Annotated in this window: 14 protein-coding genes; all 14 read left to right on the top strand. The window is 47.0% G+C overall.

The features are described 5' to 3' along the window. Window positions 1–292, top strand: a 292-nt coding sequence (gene mraW / locus B9J87_RS06725; protein ID WP_094149870.1) for a 16S rRNA (cytosine(1402)-N(4))-methyltransferase, incomplete at its 5' end; no start/stop codon positions are given. 3 nt (window positions 293–295) lie between these two features. Then, entirely contained in the window at window positions 296–613 is a 318-nt protein-coding gene (gene ftsL / locus B9J87_RS06720) for a cell division protein FtsL (protein WP_010318013.1), read from the top strand. Beyond that, window positions 610–2,340, top strand: coding sequence for a peptidoglycan glycosyltransferase FtsI (locus tag B9J87_RS06715; RefSeq protein WP_013856076.1), 1,731 nt, complete (start codon window positions 610–612; stop codon window positions 2,338–2,340). Before ftsL ends, B9J87_RS06715 begins: the two co-directional genes overlap by 4 nt. A gap of 16 nt (window positions 2,341–2,356) precedes the next feature. Beyond that, window positions 2,357–3,844: a UDP-N-acetylmuramoyl-L-alanyl-D-glutamate--2,6-diaminopimelate ligase gene (gene murE / locus B9J87_RS06710; RefSeq protein WP_094149868.1), complete on the top strand. Its 1,488-nt coding sequence runs from the start codon at window positions 2,357–2,359 to the stop codon at window positions 3,842–3,844. Further along, window positions 3,841–5,199: a UDP-N-acetylmuramoyl-tripeptide--D-alanyl-D-alanine ligase gene (locus B9J87_RS06705; RefSeq protein WP_094149866.1), complete on the top strand. Its 1,359-nt coding sequence runs from the start codon at window positions 3,841–3,843 to the stop codon at window positions 5,197–5,199. The genes murE and B9J87_RS06705 overlap by 4 nt, the downstream gene beginning before the upstream one ends. Then, window positions 5,196–6,278, top strand: coding sequence for a phospho-N-acetylmuramoyl-pentapeptide-transferase (mraY, locus tag B9J87_RS06700; protein ID WP_017046513.1), 1,083 nt, complete (start codon window positions 5,196–5,198; stop codon window positions 6,276–6,278). Before B9J87_RS06705 ends, mraY begins: the two co-directional genes overlap by 4 nt. A gap of 15 nt (window positions 6,279–6,293) precedes the next feature. Beyond that, window positions 6,294–7,631: a UDP-N-acetylmuramoyl-L-alanine--D-glutamate ligase gene (murD, locus tag B9J87_RS06695; protein ID WP_094149865.1), complete on the top strand. Its 1,338-nt coding sequence runs from the start codon at window positions 6,294–6,296 to the stop codon at window positions 7,629–7,631. Window positions 7,632–7,673: 42 nt separating this feature from the next. Next, window positions 7,674–8,849 (top strand): cell division protein FtsW, encoded by a 1,176-nt coding sequence (gene ftsW, locus B9J87_RS06690; protein ID WP_038148764.1) that lies wholly within the window; start codon window positions 7,674–7,676, stop codon window positions 8,847–8,849. Then, a complete protein-coding gene (gene murG, locus B9J87_RS06685; protein WP_094149864.1) occupies window positions 8,836–9,897 on the top strand; it encodes an undecaprenyldiphospho-muramoylpentapeptide beta-N-acetylglucosaminyltransferase in 1,062 nt (353 codons plus the stop codon). Before ftsW ends, murG begins: the two co-directional genes overlap by 14 nt. 13 nt (window positions 9,898–9,910) lie before the next feature. After that, window positions 9,911–11,371, top strand: a complete 1,461-nt coding sequence (gene murC, locus B9J87_RS06680; protein WP_094149863.1) for a UDP-N-acetylmuramate--L-alanine ligase — start codon at window positions 9,911–9,913, stop codon at window positions 11,369–11,371. Between the two features lie 188 nt (window positions 11,372–11,559). Continuing rightward, window positions 11,560–12,333 carry a cell division protein FtsQ/DivIB gene (locus B9J87_RS06675; RefSeq protein ID WP_088718004.1) on the top strand — a complete coding sequence of 258 codons (774 nt, stop codon included), beginning with the start codon at window positions 11,560–11,562 and terminating at the stop codon, window positions 12,331–12,333. Then, on the top strand, window positions 12,326–13,588 hold the full coding sequence (gene ftsA, locus B9J87_RS06670) for a cell division protein FtsA (RefSeq protein ID WP_010317995.1): 1,263 nt from the start codon (window positions 12,326–12,328) through the stop codon (window positions 13,586–13,588). The genes B9J87_RS06675 and ftsA overlap by 8 nt, the downstream gene beginning before the upstream one ends. Before the next feature lie 30 nt (window positions 13,589–13,618). Further along, a complete protein-coding gene (gene ftsZ / locus B9J87_RS06665) occupies window positions 13,619–14,836 on the top strand; it encodes a cell division protein FtsZ (RefSeq protein WP_017042647.1) in 1,218 nt (405 codons plus the stop codon). 97 nt (window positions 14,837–14,933) lie between these two features. Next, window positions 14,934–15,850, top strand: a 917-nt coding sequence (lpxC, locus tag B9J87_RS06660) for a UDP-3-O-acyl-N-acetylglucosamine deacetylase (RefSeq protein ID WP_094149862.1), incomplete at its 3' end; no start/stop codon positions are given.

The raw sequence follows: 15,850 nt of genomic DNA, 5'->3' as shown, positions 1-15,850 counted from the left end.
AGAAGAGATCGACACTGCATTAAAAGGCGCAGCTAAGATCTTAGCCCCACAAGGGCGCTTATCGGTGATCAGTTTCCACTCGCTTGAAGATCGCATGGTCAAACGCTTTATTCGTAAAGAGAGTAAAGGCCCAGAGGTTCCACATGGTTTGCCGTTAACAGAAATACAAATTCAGGCATTGGGCTCAGCCAACTTAAAACCAGTTGGGAAAGCGATTATGCCAACTAAAGAAGAAGTGGAACTCAATCCCCGCTCACGCAGCTCAGTATTACGAGTTGCTGAAAAACTGTAGTCCATGTCTAAGTCGCCGCCTAACTTAACCAAACTGATTGCACTTGACCTGTTTACGGTGGGTCGAGTGCCGCTTATTTTGTTAATGTTAATTTTTGCCAGTGCGATGGGAGTGGTGTTTATTACCCACCATTCTAGGCAGGCGATTTCAGAAAAAGATCAAACCTTAGTTGAGCGCGAGCGGCTCGATAATGAATGGCGTAACCTCATTCTTGAGGAAACGGCCCTCGCAGAACATAGCCGCGTGCAGAATCTTGCCAAACAAGAGCTGGAAATGAAGCGACCTGATTCTGATAAAGAAGTGGTGATTACGCTCAAATGAAAAAAAACAAAGACAAAGCCCAAGCGGCACCTCGTCAAGAAAAAGCGACATCTCCTATTTTGATCCGTTGGCGATTCTATCTCATCCTCTTTTTTGTATTCGTTGCTTTCGCTTTATTGGTTGGGCGCGTTGCTTTCATCCAAATTATCGAACCGGATAATTTGATCCGCGAAGGGGATATGCGCTCTGTCCGAGCCAAAACCTTGCCATCGGCACGCGGAATCATTTCAGATCGTAATGGTGAACCTCTCGCAGTCAGTGTTCCTGTCGATGCAGTATGGGCTGATCCTGTAGCTATTTTTAAAGCCGGCGGCTTAGTTGAACGTGAACGCTGGTACGCACTGGCTGATGTGTTAGGCATTAAGCGCAGTGAGCTGCTGAAAAAAATTGAAGAGAACCAAACCCGCCGTTTTATCTATTTGCAGCGTCAAGTTAGCCCTGCAATGGCCAATTATATTCGCGAACTTAAATTAGCGGGTGTGGGGCTCAAGGCCGAATCTCGCCGTTACTATCCAGCCGGTGAGGCGAGTGCGCACTTAATTGGTGTGACGGGCATCGATGGCCACGGTTTAGAAGGGGTTGAGCGCAGCTATGATAAATGGCTGACGGGGGAAGCTGGCAAACAGGTGATCCGCAAAGATCGGTATGGCCGAGTGGTGGAAAATATCTCGCTTGAAGAGCGTGAAGAGGGCAAGCCACTGGCGTTGACCATTGACCAACGTTTGCAAGCGATCGCCTTTCGTGCGGTCAAGCAAGCTGTGGCGGACTATCGTGCTACTTCGGCATCGGCCATTTTGCTCGACGTGAAAACGGGTGCAGTATTAGCGATGGTTAACGCCCCCTCATACAACCCCAATAACCGTTCCGATTGGCAAAGTTTTAAAATGCGTAACCGCGTGATCACGGACGCCTTTGAACCGGGCTCAACTGTCAAACCTTTTGTAGTATTGGCCGCGCTTGAAAATGGCGTTGCGAATGACAAAACGGTGATTGATACAGGGAATGGCATCATGCAAATCGGCGGCAGTCGAGTGCGTGATACCTCAAAAGTCGGCAAAGCCGATTTAACCTTAATTCTGAAAAAATCGAGTAACATCGGAGTGGCTAAGCTGGCGCTTGAAATGCCTCTCGAAGCTCTATTAGGTATGTATACCTCTGTAGGGCTTGGTGAAATGTCCGGTTTAAACCTCGTCGGTGAGACTTTGGGTATTTTCCCGAATCGCCGCCGTTGGTCACCGTTTGAAATTGCCACCTTGGCATTTGGCTATGGTTTGTCAATTACCCCCATTCAGTTGGCTCATGCTTATGCCACTTTAGGCAATTTAGGTCAGTACCAACCAATCCATATTATTGACAGCAACCAGCAAGATTTATCACGCCAAGTGGTTGATAAAACTAATGCTAAGAAAGTGTTGGAAATGTTAGAAACCGTTACCCAACCCGGTGGCACAGCAACTCAAGCCGCGGTTCCGGGCTATCGTATTGCGGCCAAGTCAGGCACTTCGCGCAAAGCGATTGCCGGCGGTTATGGTGATGAATATTTTGCTTACACGGCAGGAGTGGCTCCAGTGAGCGACCCTCGAGTCTCGTTAGTGGTGATGGTGAATGAACCTCAAGGTGACTTATATTATGGCGGTTCCGTTGCCGGCCCTGTCTTTGCCGAAATAATGAAAGGAGCGTTGCAGATCCTCAATGTCGCTCCTGATGAAAATCGATTCCAAAAATAATTAAGAGAGAAGCACAATGACGCCGAGTATGTGTTTACAAGATCTCATCGCCCCTTGGCTTGACCTCGATGGCCATTCTATTTCAACGTTGTCGGTGACTCGTTTAGTGCTCGATAGCCGTAAAATATCACCCAATGATACCTTTATTGCAGTGGTTGGCCATGCCATCGACGGAAGGCAGTTTATTGATAGCGCCACTCAAGCTGGGACGAATCTGGTATTGGCTCAAGCGTGTGGGCAGCATCCGCATGGCAGTATGACTACGGTCAATGGCGTGTTAGTGATTTACCTTGCTGATCTAAACCAACATCTATCTCAACTGGCATCGCGGCTTTATCGTTCGAAGACCAATACGTTGATTGGGGTTACGGGAACTAACGGTAAAACCACCATTACTCAATTAATCGCGCAGTGGATTGACTTGTTAGGCGAGAAAGCGGCGGTGCTGGGGACGACGGGGAATGGTTTTCTTAACCATTTACAGCCTGCCGCCAATACCACAGGTAATGCCATTGAGGTCCAAGAAACACTCTATCAATTAGCGCAGCAGGGCGCTCGCTATACCGCTCTGGAAGTCTCTTCGCACGGATTAGTTCAAGGGCGAGTTCAAGCATTGAAGTTCGCTGTGGGCGTGTTTTCTAACTTAAGCCGCGATCATCTCGATTATCATGGCACCATGGAAGAGTACGCCAAAGCAAAGCTCTCCTTATTTACCGCTCATCACTGCCAATACGCTGTCATTAATGCCGACGATGCGGTGGGGGCGAGTTGGTTAGCACAGCTGAAAGCACCGATTGCCGTCTCTTTAAAGCAGCAACCGCAATGCGCTAAAGCGCTGTGGGCGAGCTCGGTCTCTTACAGTGATAATGGTATTTCATTAACCTTCGACGGCTACTATGGTCAAGGTGAATTGAGCGTGCCGTTGATTGGCGAATTTAACGCCAGCAATCTTCTACTCGCGTTTGCCACTATGCTGACTTTAGGGTTTGATAAACAAGCCTTGATGACAACGGCTTCTCAACTGCAGCCAGTCTTAGGGCGAATGGAGCTCTTTCAAGCGCCAAATCGTGCGAAGATCGTCGTCGATTATGCACACACGCCTGATGCTTTGGAAAAAGCACTATTAGCACTTCGCGTTCATTGCCAAGGTCAGCTATGGGCGATTTTTGGTTGTGGTGGCGACCGTGATAAAGGCAAACGCCCGATGATGGCCGAAATTGCAGAGCGCTGCGCCGATAAGGTCATTTTGACCGACGATAACCCTCGTAGCGAAAAACCGGCAGACATTGTGCAAGATATGGTGGCAGGGCTTGAGTTTGCAAGTCACGCACACGTTGAACACAATCGTTACGCTGCCGTGCAATACGCCCTGCAACATGCTGATCAGCAAGACATCATTTTATTGGCAGGCAAAGGGCATGAAGATTATCAAGTGATGGCCCATCAAACTATTCACTATTCGGATCGCGAAACGGCGCAAACCTTACTGGAGATAAGTGCATGATAGAAGTCTCTTTACAGCAATTGACGCACGTTTTGCATGCACAATTGGTTGGTTGTGATGTCACCGTGTCTGAGGTCTCGACCGACACGCGTCAAATCAAACCCGGTGCGCTCTTTGTTGCCTTGGTCGGTGATAAATTTGATGCTCATGAGTTTGCTGTACAAGCGGTTGCGTCTGGTGCAAAGGCGTTATTGGTTCAGCGCCCTTTGGCGGTTTCGGTTCCTCAACTGGTGGTTACCGACACCAAACTGGCGTTAGGCCAGCTTGGCGCTTGGGTTCACCAACAGTGTCAAACACCGACCGCTGCGATTACAGGCAGTTGCGGTAAAACCACAGTCAAAGAGATGGTGGCAAATATTTTATCAGCCAAAGGCCGCGTGCTCTTTACTGCTGGCAATTTTAATAATGATATCGGCGTGCCGCTCACTCTGCTTCGCTCTGGTCCTAATGATGCGTATGCGGTGATTGAGTTAGGGGCGAACCATATTGGTGAAATTGCTTATACCACCTCTTTAGTGAAGCCGGATGTCGCATTGGTGAACAATGTTGCCGCGGCGCATCTGGAAGGTTTTGGCTCAATTGAGGGCGTAAAACAGGCGAAAGGTGAAATTTATCAAGGCCTTGCTTCAGGTGCGACAGCCATTATTAATTTAGAAAGCCACGGTGGTGAGCGGTGGAGCGCTATTTTAGCGGACAAAACCGTTAAAACCTTTTCCAGCCGTCAAATTGCAGATTTTTACGCCCGTGGTATTAGGCTTAATGAACAAGGTGAAGCCCAGTTTGAAATGATCACACCCGTCGGTCATATTGATATTGGGCTCAATATTGTGGGTGAACATAACGTTTCTAATGCGTTGGCGGCGGCGGCATTAGCCATTGAGTTGGGGGCGAATCTTGAAGAGGTGCAGTACGGACTTGCGCATCTAGCTCAGGTGAAAGGGCGTGTTGATGTCACCCAATTGAGCACGACTGTGAAACTGATTGATGACAGTTACAATGCCAGTGTTCCAGCGATGAAAGCGGCGGTTGATCTACTTAACACTTTCTCTGCAAGGCGTTGGTTAATTTTAGGTAATATGGCTGAGTTGGGCGATGAAAGCCTTGCACTTCATCGTCAAGTCGGTGAACATGCTGCACCATTCCAGTTTGACTATGTCCTTACTTACGGTCGCGATGCAAAAGTGATCAGTGACCTATGCCATGGCCTCCATTTTGAAAGCCATGTGGACATGATTGCTTATATCGAGCAGCAATTATCACAATTCGATCAAGAGTCTCATACCTTACTTGTCAAAGGTGCAAACAGTGCGGGTATGAGTAAAATTGTGGCTGCTCTCAAGGAGAAATACTCATGATTATTTGGCTCGCGGATCTACTCCAGCCATACTTCTCTTTTTTTCGTCTGTTCGAATATCTCTCATTTCGGGCCATCGTCAGTATTTTAACCGCACTTGCTCTGTCGTTATGGATGGGGCCGCGCTTGATTAAACGTTTGCAACTACTGCAAATTGGTCAAGTAGTGCGGAACGACGGTCCAGAATCACATTTTAGTAAGCGCGGTACGCCAACCATGGGCGGAGTGATGATCCTCGCCTCTATCATTATTACCGTACTGCTGTGGACTGATCTCTCAAACCCTTACGTGTGGGCTGTACTCGCGGTGCTGCTTGGTTATGGCGTAGTCGGTTTTGTGGATGATTATCGCAAAGTGGTGCGTAAAAACAGTGATGGATTGATCGCGCGCTGGAAATACTTTTGGCAGTCGGCCATTGCGTTGATAGTGGCGTTTGCTCTCTATGCACATGGCAACGATACCGCAGCTACTCAGCTTGTGGTGCCTTTCTTTAAAGATGTGATGCCGCAACTGGGCTTGCTCTACATTGTGCTGACCTATTTTGTCATCGTCGGAACCAGTAACGCGGTGAACTTAACCGATGGTCTGGATGGTTTAGCCATCATGCCGACTGTTTTGGTTGCTGCTGGTTTTGCTGTGATTGCATGGGCAACTGGGAACGTCAATTTCGCCAGTTATCTGCATATTCCTTATGTTCCTTATGCCTCAGAGTTGGTGGTGGTGTGTACTGCAATTGTGGGGGCCGGTTTAGGTTTTCTGTGGTTCAACACTTATCCTGCGCAAGTCTTTATGGGCGATGTGGGTTCACTCGCTCTAGGCGGTGCACTCGGTACAATTGCGGTGTTGGTTCGTCAAGAGTTTGTGTTAGTGATCATGGGCGGCGTGTTTGTGATGGAAACCTTGTCGGTGATTTTACAAGTCGGTTCCTACAAATTGCGTGGTCAACGCATTTTCCGGATGGCCCCTATCCATCACCACTATGAATTGAAAGGTTGGCCAGAACCACGCGTGATCGTCCGTTTTTGGATTATCTCAATTGTGTTGGTGTTAGTGGGTTTGGCTACACTAAAAGTGCGCTAGTGATAGAGCAAAACGGTGTTGAATGGAATGAAGATGGATCGTTGGCAAACTGTTAATAATGTGGTGGTCGTGGGGCTGGGTATGACGGGTCTCTCGGTGGTTAACTACCTTTTGAGCTTAGATCGCTCGCTCACGATTAAGGTGATCGACACACGGGAAAACCCGCCAGGTCGAGAGCATTTAAACTCGCAAGTTGAGCTACATTGTGGCGGCTGGAACCAAGCTTGGTTATTTGACGCTGACCTGATTGTTACTAATCCGGGCATTGCTTTAGCTACGCCAGAGATTCAACAGGCGTTAGCACAACATATTCCCGTGGTGGGCGATATTGAGCTCTTTGCTTGGCAGGTGGATAAGCCTGTTATCGCTATCACAGGAGCCAACGGCAAGAGCACAGTGACGGATTTAACCGGAGTACTTGCTAAAGCTGCTGGGCTTAAGGTTGCCGTTGGCGGCAATATTGGTGTGCCTGCTTTAGATCTACTTCAGCAAGAGGCCGATCTTTATGTGCTGGAGCTCTCAAGCTTCCAGCTAGAAACGACCTCAAGTTTAAAACTCGTCTCTGCTGCCTTTCTCAATCTGACTGAAGATCATATGGATCGCTACGATGGTATGGAATCGTATCGCCAAGCTAAATTGCGCATTTTTAAGTATGCGCAAGCGGCGGTCGTGAACGCCGATGATAGCCAGACGGAACCTCCCTCATTTTCAGGTCACATCGCACGTTTTTCCGTTGAACATGACGCGGACTATTGCACGCAAATGATTAATGGCAAATCGTTCTTAGTGGCGAAAGGCACGCCATTGTTGGCAAGCGAGGAACTCAGCTTAGTGGGACGACACAATAGTGCCAACGTGCTCACTGTGCTCGCACTGCTCGATTTGGCGGGTGTTGATTACTCATCTGCGCTTGATGCATTGAAATCTTACCGCGGGCTGACACATCGTTGTCAGGTTGTTGCTGATAATCACGGCGTAAAATGGGTCAATGACTCGAAAGCGACCAATGTCGCAAGCACTCAAGCGGCGTTGTCGGGGTTAAATTGCCAAGGGACTTTGTATCTGCTTGTGGGGGGCGTTGGCAAGGGCGCTGATTTCTCGCCATTAGCACCGATACTAAAAACATTGAACGTAAAACTGTGCTGTTTTGGCGTTGACGGTGGGCAATTCATGCCACTGCATCCATCGGCTCAGTTCTATTCATCGATGGAAGAGATTATCGTATCGATCAAACCGCAGCTGCGTCGTGGTGATATGGTGATGCTTTCGCCTGCTTGTGCCAGTTTTGATCAGTTTAAAAACTTTATGGCCAGAGGTGACGCCTTTGCCGAGCTTGCGCAGCGTTACGCTTAATCAACAGGAAATTGCATTTTGTCCTTTTCAAGCCTCATCAAAATGACTCGTCAATGGTTTCAGAGCCAAGCGCCTGAAGCCTTGTTTGATCGTCAATTGGTATGGATTGCTTTAGGTTTGATGCTGACTGGGCTTGTGATGGTGACATCGGCTTCGTTTCCTATCAGTTCGCGTTTAACGGATCAACCGTTTCACTTTATGTTTCGTCACGCCATTTTCTTGATGCTGGCCATCGTGACATCGAGTGTGGTGTTGCAAGTGCCAATGAAACGTTGGATGCAATACAGCTCGGTGCTACTTGGCGTCTCTTTTATGCTGCTGATTGTGGTTTTGCTCGCGGGCAAATCGGTCAATGGTGCCTCGCGTTGGATCCCGTTGGGGTTATTTAACCTGCAACCTGCTGAGGTCGCGAAACTGTCACTGTTTATTTTCATGGCTGGTTACTTAGTTCGTAAACAAGATGAAGTGAGGCAAACCTTTTTTGGTGGTTTCATGAAACCGATTATGGTGTTTGGAACCTTGGCTATCTTGCTACTTGGTCAGCCAGATTTGGGAACCGTGGTTGTGATGCTGGTGACTCTGTTTGGTATGCTGTTTATTGCTGGGGCCAAACTGTCACAATTTATTGCGCTCATGGTGGCTGGAATTGTTGCGGTAATCGCACTGATTGCGGCAGAGCCTTACCGTATTCGCCGTGTAACTTCATTTCTTGACCCGTGGGAAGACCCGTTTGGCAGCGGTTATCAATTGACTCAATCTTTGATGGCCTTTGGTCGTGGAGAGTGGTTTGGTCAAGGGCTTGGTAACTCGATTCAAAAGCTAGAGTACTTACCTGAAGCGCACACTGATTTCGTATTTGCGGTGCTGGCTGAAGAGCTCGGTTTTGTTGGCGTTGTACTGGTTCTATTGCTGATTTTTAGTCTGGTGCTTAAAGCGGTGTTTATCGGTAAAAAAGCCTTTGAGCATGATCAGCAATTTGGTGGCTATTTGGCCTTTGGTATTGGAATTTGGTTTGCATTCCAAACACTCGTCAATGTGGGTGCTGCAGCGGGTATGGTGCCGACTAAGGGCCTAACGCTGCCCTTGATCAGTTACGGCGGTTCAAGCTTAATTATTATGTCGGTTGCGGTGTCGATCTTATTGAGAATTGATCATGAATGTCGACTCAAAGATCGCAATCGAGTGTCTATAGAAAAAGAATCCAATGATAAACAATAAACGTTTAATGGTTATGGCTGGTGGCACGGGGGGACATGTTTTTCCCGGTCTCGCTGTGGCTAAACAGCTCCAACAGCAAGGTTGGGAGATCCGCTGGCTAGGGACTGCGGATCGGATGGAAGCAGAATTAGTGCCTAAGCATGGTATTGAGATCGACTTTATTCAGGTCAAAGGTTTACGTGGCCAAGGCATAGGGCGTTTGCTGAAAGCGCCTTTTCAAATTGTGAACGCGATTTTTCAAGCGCGTCGTTATTTGAAGCAGTGGCAACCTGATGCGGTGCTCGGCATGGGCGGATACGTCAGTGGCCCTGGTGGCGTGGCAGCGTGGTCTATGGGAATTCCCGTTGTGCTTCACGAGCAAAATGCCGTAGCAGGGTTAACCAACCGTTGGCTTTCGAAAATTGCCAAACGCGTATTTCAAGCCTTCCCCGGTGCCTTTACTGAGGCGCAAGTCGTAGGTAACCCTGTACGTCAAGATGTCGCTACATTACCCGCACCGCAAGTACGCTTTGCTGAGCGAAATGAACCGATCCGCATTCTCGTGATGGGCGGCAGCCAAGGTGCGCAGATTCTCAACCGAACTTTGCCTGATGTGCTAGCTATGCTTGGCGATAATTACCAAGTTTGCCATCAAGCAGGCAAGAATAATCAGCAGTCGGTTGAGCAAGCTTATCGCGCGCTTCAGATCAAAAATGCACACGTTACTGAGTTCATTGAGGATGTGGCTGGCGCTTATGCGTGGGCTGATTTACTGGTGTGCCGCTCGGGAGCATTAACGGTTTCTGAAGTGGCAGCGGCCGGTGTTGGCGCTATATTTATCCCTTTTATGCATAAAGACCGACAGCAAGCGCTTAACGCGGATCACTTAGTCGCTAGTGGTGCGGCCAAAATGATTGAACAGCCGCAGCTCACAGTAGAAAAACTAGCGCAAGAGATTGCTTCTCTTGAGCGTCATGATCTGCTGTTGATGGCGCAACAAGCGCGTGCAGCCGCACAACTGGATGCTGATAAAGTCGTTGCCGACGCTATCATCGCACTTACCCAATAACGAGAAATTTTTCATGACCATTAAACATACTCAAGATTTAGCTCAAATCCGTGCCATGGTGCCAGAGATGCGCCGCGTCAAGTGTATTCACTTTGTCGGTATTGGTGGGGCGGGAATGAGCGGAATTGCAGAAGTATTGCTCAATGAAGGCTACCAAATTACCGGCTCTGATCTCGCTTCCAACTCTGTGACTGAAAGATTGGCAAGTAAAGGGGCTATCATTTATATCGGTCATCAAGCCACTAATATTGAACTCGCCAGCGTGGTGGTAGTCTCTACTGCAATCGATGAGCTAAATCCTGAACTGAAAGCGGCGCGTGAGCGACGCATTCCTATTGTTCGTCGTGCAGAAATGTTGGCGGAATTAATGCGTTTTCGTCATGGCATTGCGGTGGCTGGTACGCATGGTAAAACAACGACTACGGCATTGGTTACGCAAATTTATTCTGAGGCTGGTTTAGATCCCACGTTTGTTAATGGCGGGTTAGTCAAAAGCGCTGGCACCAATGCGCGTTTGGGTTCAAGTCGGATTTTGATTGCTGAAGCTGACGAAAGTGATGCTTCATTCCTTCATCTTCAGCCTATGGTTAGTATCGTGACCAACATCGAAGCTGATCACATGGATACGTATGGCGGTGATTTTGAAACGCTCAAACAGACCTTCATCGATTTCCTACACAACCTGCCATTTTATGGTCAGGCGATATTATGTATTGATGATCCTGTTGTGCGTGAAATCATTCCACGTATCAGCCGTCAAGTGATCACCTACGGTTTTGCCGATGATGCAGATGTCAGGATTGAGAATTACCATCAGCAGGGGCAACAAGGCCAGTTTACGGTCGTCAGACAGGGACGAGCCAATCTGGATATCACGCTTAATATTCCAGGTCGTCATAATGCGCTTAATGCCTCCGCGGCTATTGCAGTGGCAACGGAAGACGACATCAGCGATGAAGCGATTTTAAAAGCGATGGCTAGCACCCAAGGTACGGGACGTCGTTTTGATCATCTGGGCGAGTTTGATACAGGCAATGGGGTTGCGATGCTCGTTGATGATTATGGTCATCATCCGACCGAGGTGGGCGTGACTATTAAGGCGGCGCGTAGTGGTTGGCAAGAAAAACGGCTAGTGATGATTTTCCAACCTCATCGCTACAGTCGAACTCGCGATCTGTATGATGATTTTGCCAATGTACTGGAGCAAGTCGATGTTCTGATCATGCTCGATGTCTATGCCGCAGGAGAAAAGCCGATTGCGGGAGCCGATGGTCGATCGTTGTGCCGAACGATACGCAGTCGCGGTAAAATTGATCCTATTTTTGTTCCCGACAGCACCATACTGCCTTCGATTCTGGCTAATGTATTACAAGATGGTGACCTCGTGCTGACGCAAGGTGCTGGGGATATCGGCAAGGTAGCGAAACATTTAGCGGGGCTCGAACTGAATATCAGTAAAATGCAACAGGTTTAATTTAAATGGCTTATTTGTGTATCAATATTGAATAACATGGTATCCAGTCCAGATTTATTACTTTCAATGTTTGATACTTTCAGCGACCTCAGTATAATCCGGAGGTTAAAGTCAGTGCTTTTACCTCTATTGTGAACCAAATAGGGCATGCGATTGCGATTTAGAAACAGGAACATCAGGCTTTGTTAATGAATGTGTTCGATGAAAGCCGAGCTGTGTCCCGTTCGCCACTCATAAAAGATCACGCCGCTGGCGCTATTTTTTTATTTGTGGTGTTGTTGCTGATAAGTTCACTCATTTATTCAACACTCAGTTGGATGTGGGACGAACAGAGGCTACCGCTTTCAAAAATTGTTCTACAAGGTGACTTGCAATACGTATCTTCGCTAGATGTGCAGCGCGCTTTTGCTCAGTTGGATCATATCGGTACTTTCATGTCGCAAGATATTAACGTACTTCAATCGAGTGTACAGGTCATCCCGTGGGTGGCCCATGCATCGATTCGTAAACAATGGCCTGACACAATAAAAGTGTTTCTGACAGAGTATAGAGCGGTAGCGATTTGGAATGGCAACGCTTTGTTAGACGGATATGGCACGGTATTTAATGGTGATATTGGTCAATTGAACGGCGATAGAGTGAAACTTTATGGCCCGCAAGGGACCAGTCACGAAGTACTGGATGTTTGGAATAAAACGAACCCTAAGTTTCAATCATTAAACTTAAATATATCGTCACTGTTACTCAACGATCGTCGAGCGTGGCAAATAATTTTAGATAATGGCATCCGCTTAGAGTTAGGTAAAGAATCACTAGATGAGCGAGTTGCACGTTTTATTTCGCTGTATAAGAATTTAGGTAATAAAGCTGAACAAGTTAGCTATATCGATCTTAGATATGATACAGGAGCCGCAGTAGGTTGGTTCCCTGAACAAGAAGCACAAGAGAGTAAAAATGACTAAGACCGCTGATGACAACATTATTGTTGGTCTTGATATAGGCACAGCCACCGTGTCAGCTTTAGTCGGTGAAATACTGCCTGACGGTCAAATTAATATTATTGGCGCTGGTACGAGCCCATCCCGTGGGATGGATAAAGGGGGAGTTAACGATCTTGAATCGGTCGTTAAGTCTGTCCAAAGAGCGGTTGACCAAGCAGAATTAATGGCGGAATGCCAAATTAGTAATGTGTTTCTCTCTCTATCTGGGCGACATATTGCGAGCCGTATTGAAAAAGGCATGGGAACTATTTCGGATGAAGAAGTTTCTCAAGAAGATATGGATCGAGCGATTCATACCGCCAAATCAATAAAAATTGGGGAAGAGCAAAGAATATTGCACGTCATTCCTCAAGAATTTACGATTGATTACCAAGAGGGAATTAAAAACCCGCTTGGTTTATCAGGTGTGCGCATGGAAGTGAGCGTGCATCTTATTTCTTGTCATAATGATATGGCGAGAAATATTATCAAAGCGGTAGAACGCTGTGGTTTAAAAGTTGAACAACTGGTTTACTCTGGTTTAGCGGCAAGTAATGCAGTTATTACGGAAGATGAGCGAGAGTTAGGTGTGTGCGTGATTGATATAGGCGCAGGCACTATGGATGTTGCTATCTGGACCGGTGGTGCGTTACGACATACTGAAGTGTTTTCTTATGCAGGAAACGCAGTAACCAGTGATATTGCTTTTGCATTTGGCACACCAGTCAGTGATGCTGAAGAGATTAAAGTGAAATATGGCTGTGCGCTGAGTGAATTGGTAAGCAAGGATGATACCGTTAACGTCCCAAGTGTAGGAGGAAGACCTTCGCGAAGTTTGCAAAGACAAACCTTGTCGGAAGTGATTGAACCTCGCTACACTGAATTAATGGGATTAGTTAACCAAACTATAGATACTGTCCAAGACAAATTGCGCAAAAATGGTATTAAACACCATTTAGCGGCTGGTGTTGTTTTAACTGGCGGCGCTGCGCAAATTGAAGGTTTGGTTGAGTGTGCGGAACGCGTTTTCCGCAATCAAGTTCGCGTAGGCAAGCCTTTAGAGGTGAGTGGCCTTACAGATTACGTAAAAGAGCCGTATCATTCTACGGCGGTTGGTTTACTTCATTATGCGAAAGAGAGCCAAATTAATGACGACACGGAATACAGCGAACCGAAACGCCAATCCATGTCGAGCTTAATTGGTCGTTTGCGTAACTGGATACAAAAAGAGTTTTAACCTGAGTTGCAGGGAAAACGGAGATAACACATGTTTGAACCGATGATGGAAATGTCTGACGATGCTGTAATTAAAGTCGTTGGAGTTGGTGGTGGTGGCGGTAACGCTGTTGAACACATGGTGCGTGAGTCCATCGAAGGCGTGGAATTCATCAGTGTCAATACCGATGCGCAAGCACTTCGTAAAACAAGCGTAAGTAGCGTCATTCAAATTGGTGGTGATATCACTAAAGGTTTGGGTGCTGGTGCAAACCCGCAAGTTGGACGTGATGCAGCTCTAGAAGACCGAGAAAGAATTAAAGAAGTTCTGATGGGTGCCGATATGGTGTTTATCGCAGCTGGTATGGGCGGTGGTACAGGTACTGGTGCTGCTCCTGTTATTGCAGAAGTTGCCAAAGAACTGGGTATCTTAACCGTAGCGGTTGTCACGAAACCTTTCAGTTTTGAAGGAAAAAAACGTTTGGCATTTGCTGAGCAAGGTATTGAAGAGTTGTCAAAACACGTTGACTCTTTGATTACCATTCCTAATGAAAAACTACTGAAAGTGTTAGGTCGTGGTATTACCTTACTTGAAGCATTTGCGAGTGCGAATGATGTACTTAAAAATGCAGTGCAAGGTATTGCAGAGCTAATTACACGCCCAGGCATGATTAACGTGGACTTTGCTGACGTACGTACTGTGATGTCAGAAATGGGCCACGCGATGATGGGTAGTGGAGTGGCTCGCGGCGAAGATCGTGCTGAAGAAGCGGCAGAGATGGCAATTTCTAGCCCTCTTTTGGAAGATATTGATCTTGCAGGCGCTCGTGGCGTGTTGGTCAATATTACTGCTGGTTTGGATATGCGACTAGACGAATTCGAAACCGTCGGTAATACTGTTAAGGCGTTTGCGTCTGACAATGCGACAGTTGTCATCGGTACTTCGTTAGATCCTGATATGGCAGACGAAATTCGCGTGACTGTCGTTGCAACGGGTATTGGCAATGAGAAAAAGCCAGACATTACTTTAGTTGCAGGCGGTAAAGCCAAAGTCGCACCAGCAGTTCAACCACAAATGGTTCAGCAAGCAGCGAAAATCGAAGAAAAAACGGCACAGCCTTTGCAAGAAAGAGCAGAAGTGAAACCGCAATCAGCATCGTCGTCAACTGTTTCATCTTCTTCCGGTGCAAGCCAAAATACGGCACCGAAAGCAGATAAGGAAAATGGATATCTTGATATCCCAGCATTTTTACGTCGTCAGGCTGATTAACAATTAGACATAATTTGACACTGTTCAAAATTATGGTAGCATTCGCGGTCGGTGCTTTACCGACCGTGTTTTGTCGCACTGACATAGAGGCAAGTAGATGATCAGACAACGAACTCTGAAAGAAATAGTGAAAACAACTGGGGTGGGCTTACACTCTGGTCGTAAAGTCACATTAACGCTTCGCCCTGCTGCTGCAAACACTGGGATCATTTACCGCCGTACTGATGTCAATCCTCCAGTAGACTTCCCTGCGGATCCTGAATCTGTTCGCGATACCATGCTATGTACTGCTTTGGTCAACGATGAAGGTATTCGTATCTCTACTGTTGAGCACTTAAATGCAGCATTAGCGGGCATGGGAATCGACAACGTTATCATCGAAGTTGACGCACCTGAAATTCCTATTATGGATGGTAGTGCTAGCCCATTTGTTTACTTGCTACAACAAGCGGGCATTCAAACGCTGAATACACCAAAACGTTTTATTCGAATTAAGAAACCAGTTCGATTTGAAGATGGTGATAAGTGGGCGGAACTTGTACCCCATAACGGTTTTCGTATGGATTTTGAGATTGTCTTTCAACATCCTGCTATCGATTCTGATGAACAACGTATGGTGTTTGATTTTTCCTCGCAAGGTTTCGTCAAAGAAATTTCAAGAGCTCGTACTTTTGGTTTCATGCGTGACATTGAGTACCTACAATCGCAAAACCTCTGTTTAGGTGGTAGCTTTGATTGCGCCATCGTATTAGATGAATACCGTATTCTTAATGAAGAAGGTTTGCGTTTTGCCAATGAGTTTGTCACTCATAAAGTATTGGATGCCATTGGTGACTTGTACATGTGTGGTCATTCCATTGTGGGTGAGTTCCGTGCTTATAAATCAGGCCATGGTTTAAATAACCAGCTACTGCGTGCGGTCTTAGCCGACCAAGAGGCGTGGGAATGGGCTACTTTTGAAGAAGAAGTTGGCTCTCCAGTGGCGTTTGCTGAACCAAATATGGTTCTCGCTTA

This window comes from Vibrio sp. V19_P1S1T109 (assembly GCF_002241375.1).
GTDB lineage: Bacteria > Pseudomonadota > Gammaproteobacteria > Enterobacterales > Vibrionaceae > Vibrio > Vibrio anguillarum.
Note: the sequence above shows the minus strand (reverse complement) of the source record. Positions and strands in the feature narration are given on the sequence as shown.

Excerpts from the sequence above, each read along its gene's own strand:
- B9J87_RS06675 (WP_088718004.1), top strand. The coding sequence starts at position 11,560 with ATGAATGTGTTCGATGAAAGCCGAGCTGTGTCCCGTTCGCCACTCATA.
- murE (WP_094149868.1), top strand. The coding sequence starts at position 2,357 with ATGACGCCGAGTATGTGTTTACAAGATCTCATCGCCCCTTGGCTTGAC.
- murG (WP_094149864.1), top strand. The coding sequence starts at position 8,836 with ATGATAAACAATAAACGTTTAATGGTTATGGCTGGTGGCACGGGGGGA.
- murC (WP_094149863.1), top strand. The coding sequence starts at position 9,911 with ATGACCATTAAACATACTCAAGATTTAGCTCAAATCCGTGCCATGGTG.
- B9J87_RS06715 (WP_013856076.1), top strand. The coding sequence starts at position 610 with ATGAAAAAAAACAAAGACAAAGCCCAAGCGGCACCTCGTCAAGAAAAA.
- mraY (WP_017046513.1), top strand. The coding sequence starts at position 5,196 with ATGATTATTTGGCTCGCGGATCTACTCCAGCCATACTTCTCTTTTTTT.
- ftsZ (WP_017042647.1), top strand. The coding sequence starts at position 13,619 with ATGTTTGAACCGATGATGGAAATGTCTGACGATGCTGTAATTAAAGTC.
- ftsA (WP_010317995.1), top strand. The coding sequence starts at position 12,326 with ATGACTAAGACCGCTGATGACAACATTATTGTTGGTCTTGATATAGGC.
- ftsL (WP_010318013.1), top strand. The coding sequence starts at position 296 with ATGTCTAAGTCGCCGCCTAACTTAACCAAACTGATTGCACTTGACCTG.
- ftsW (WP_038148764.1), top strand. The coding sequence starts at position 7,674 with ATGACTCGTCAATGGTTTCAGAGCCAAGCGCCTGAAGCCTTGTTTGAT.
- B9J87_RS06705 (WP_094149866.1), top strand. The coding sequence starts at position 3,841 with ATGATAGAAGTCTCTTTACAGCAATTGACGCACGTTTTGCATGCACAA.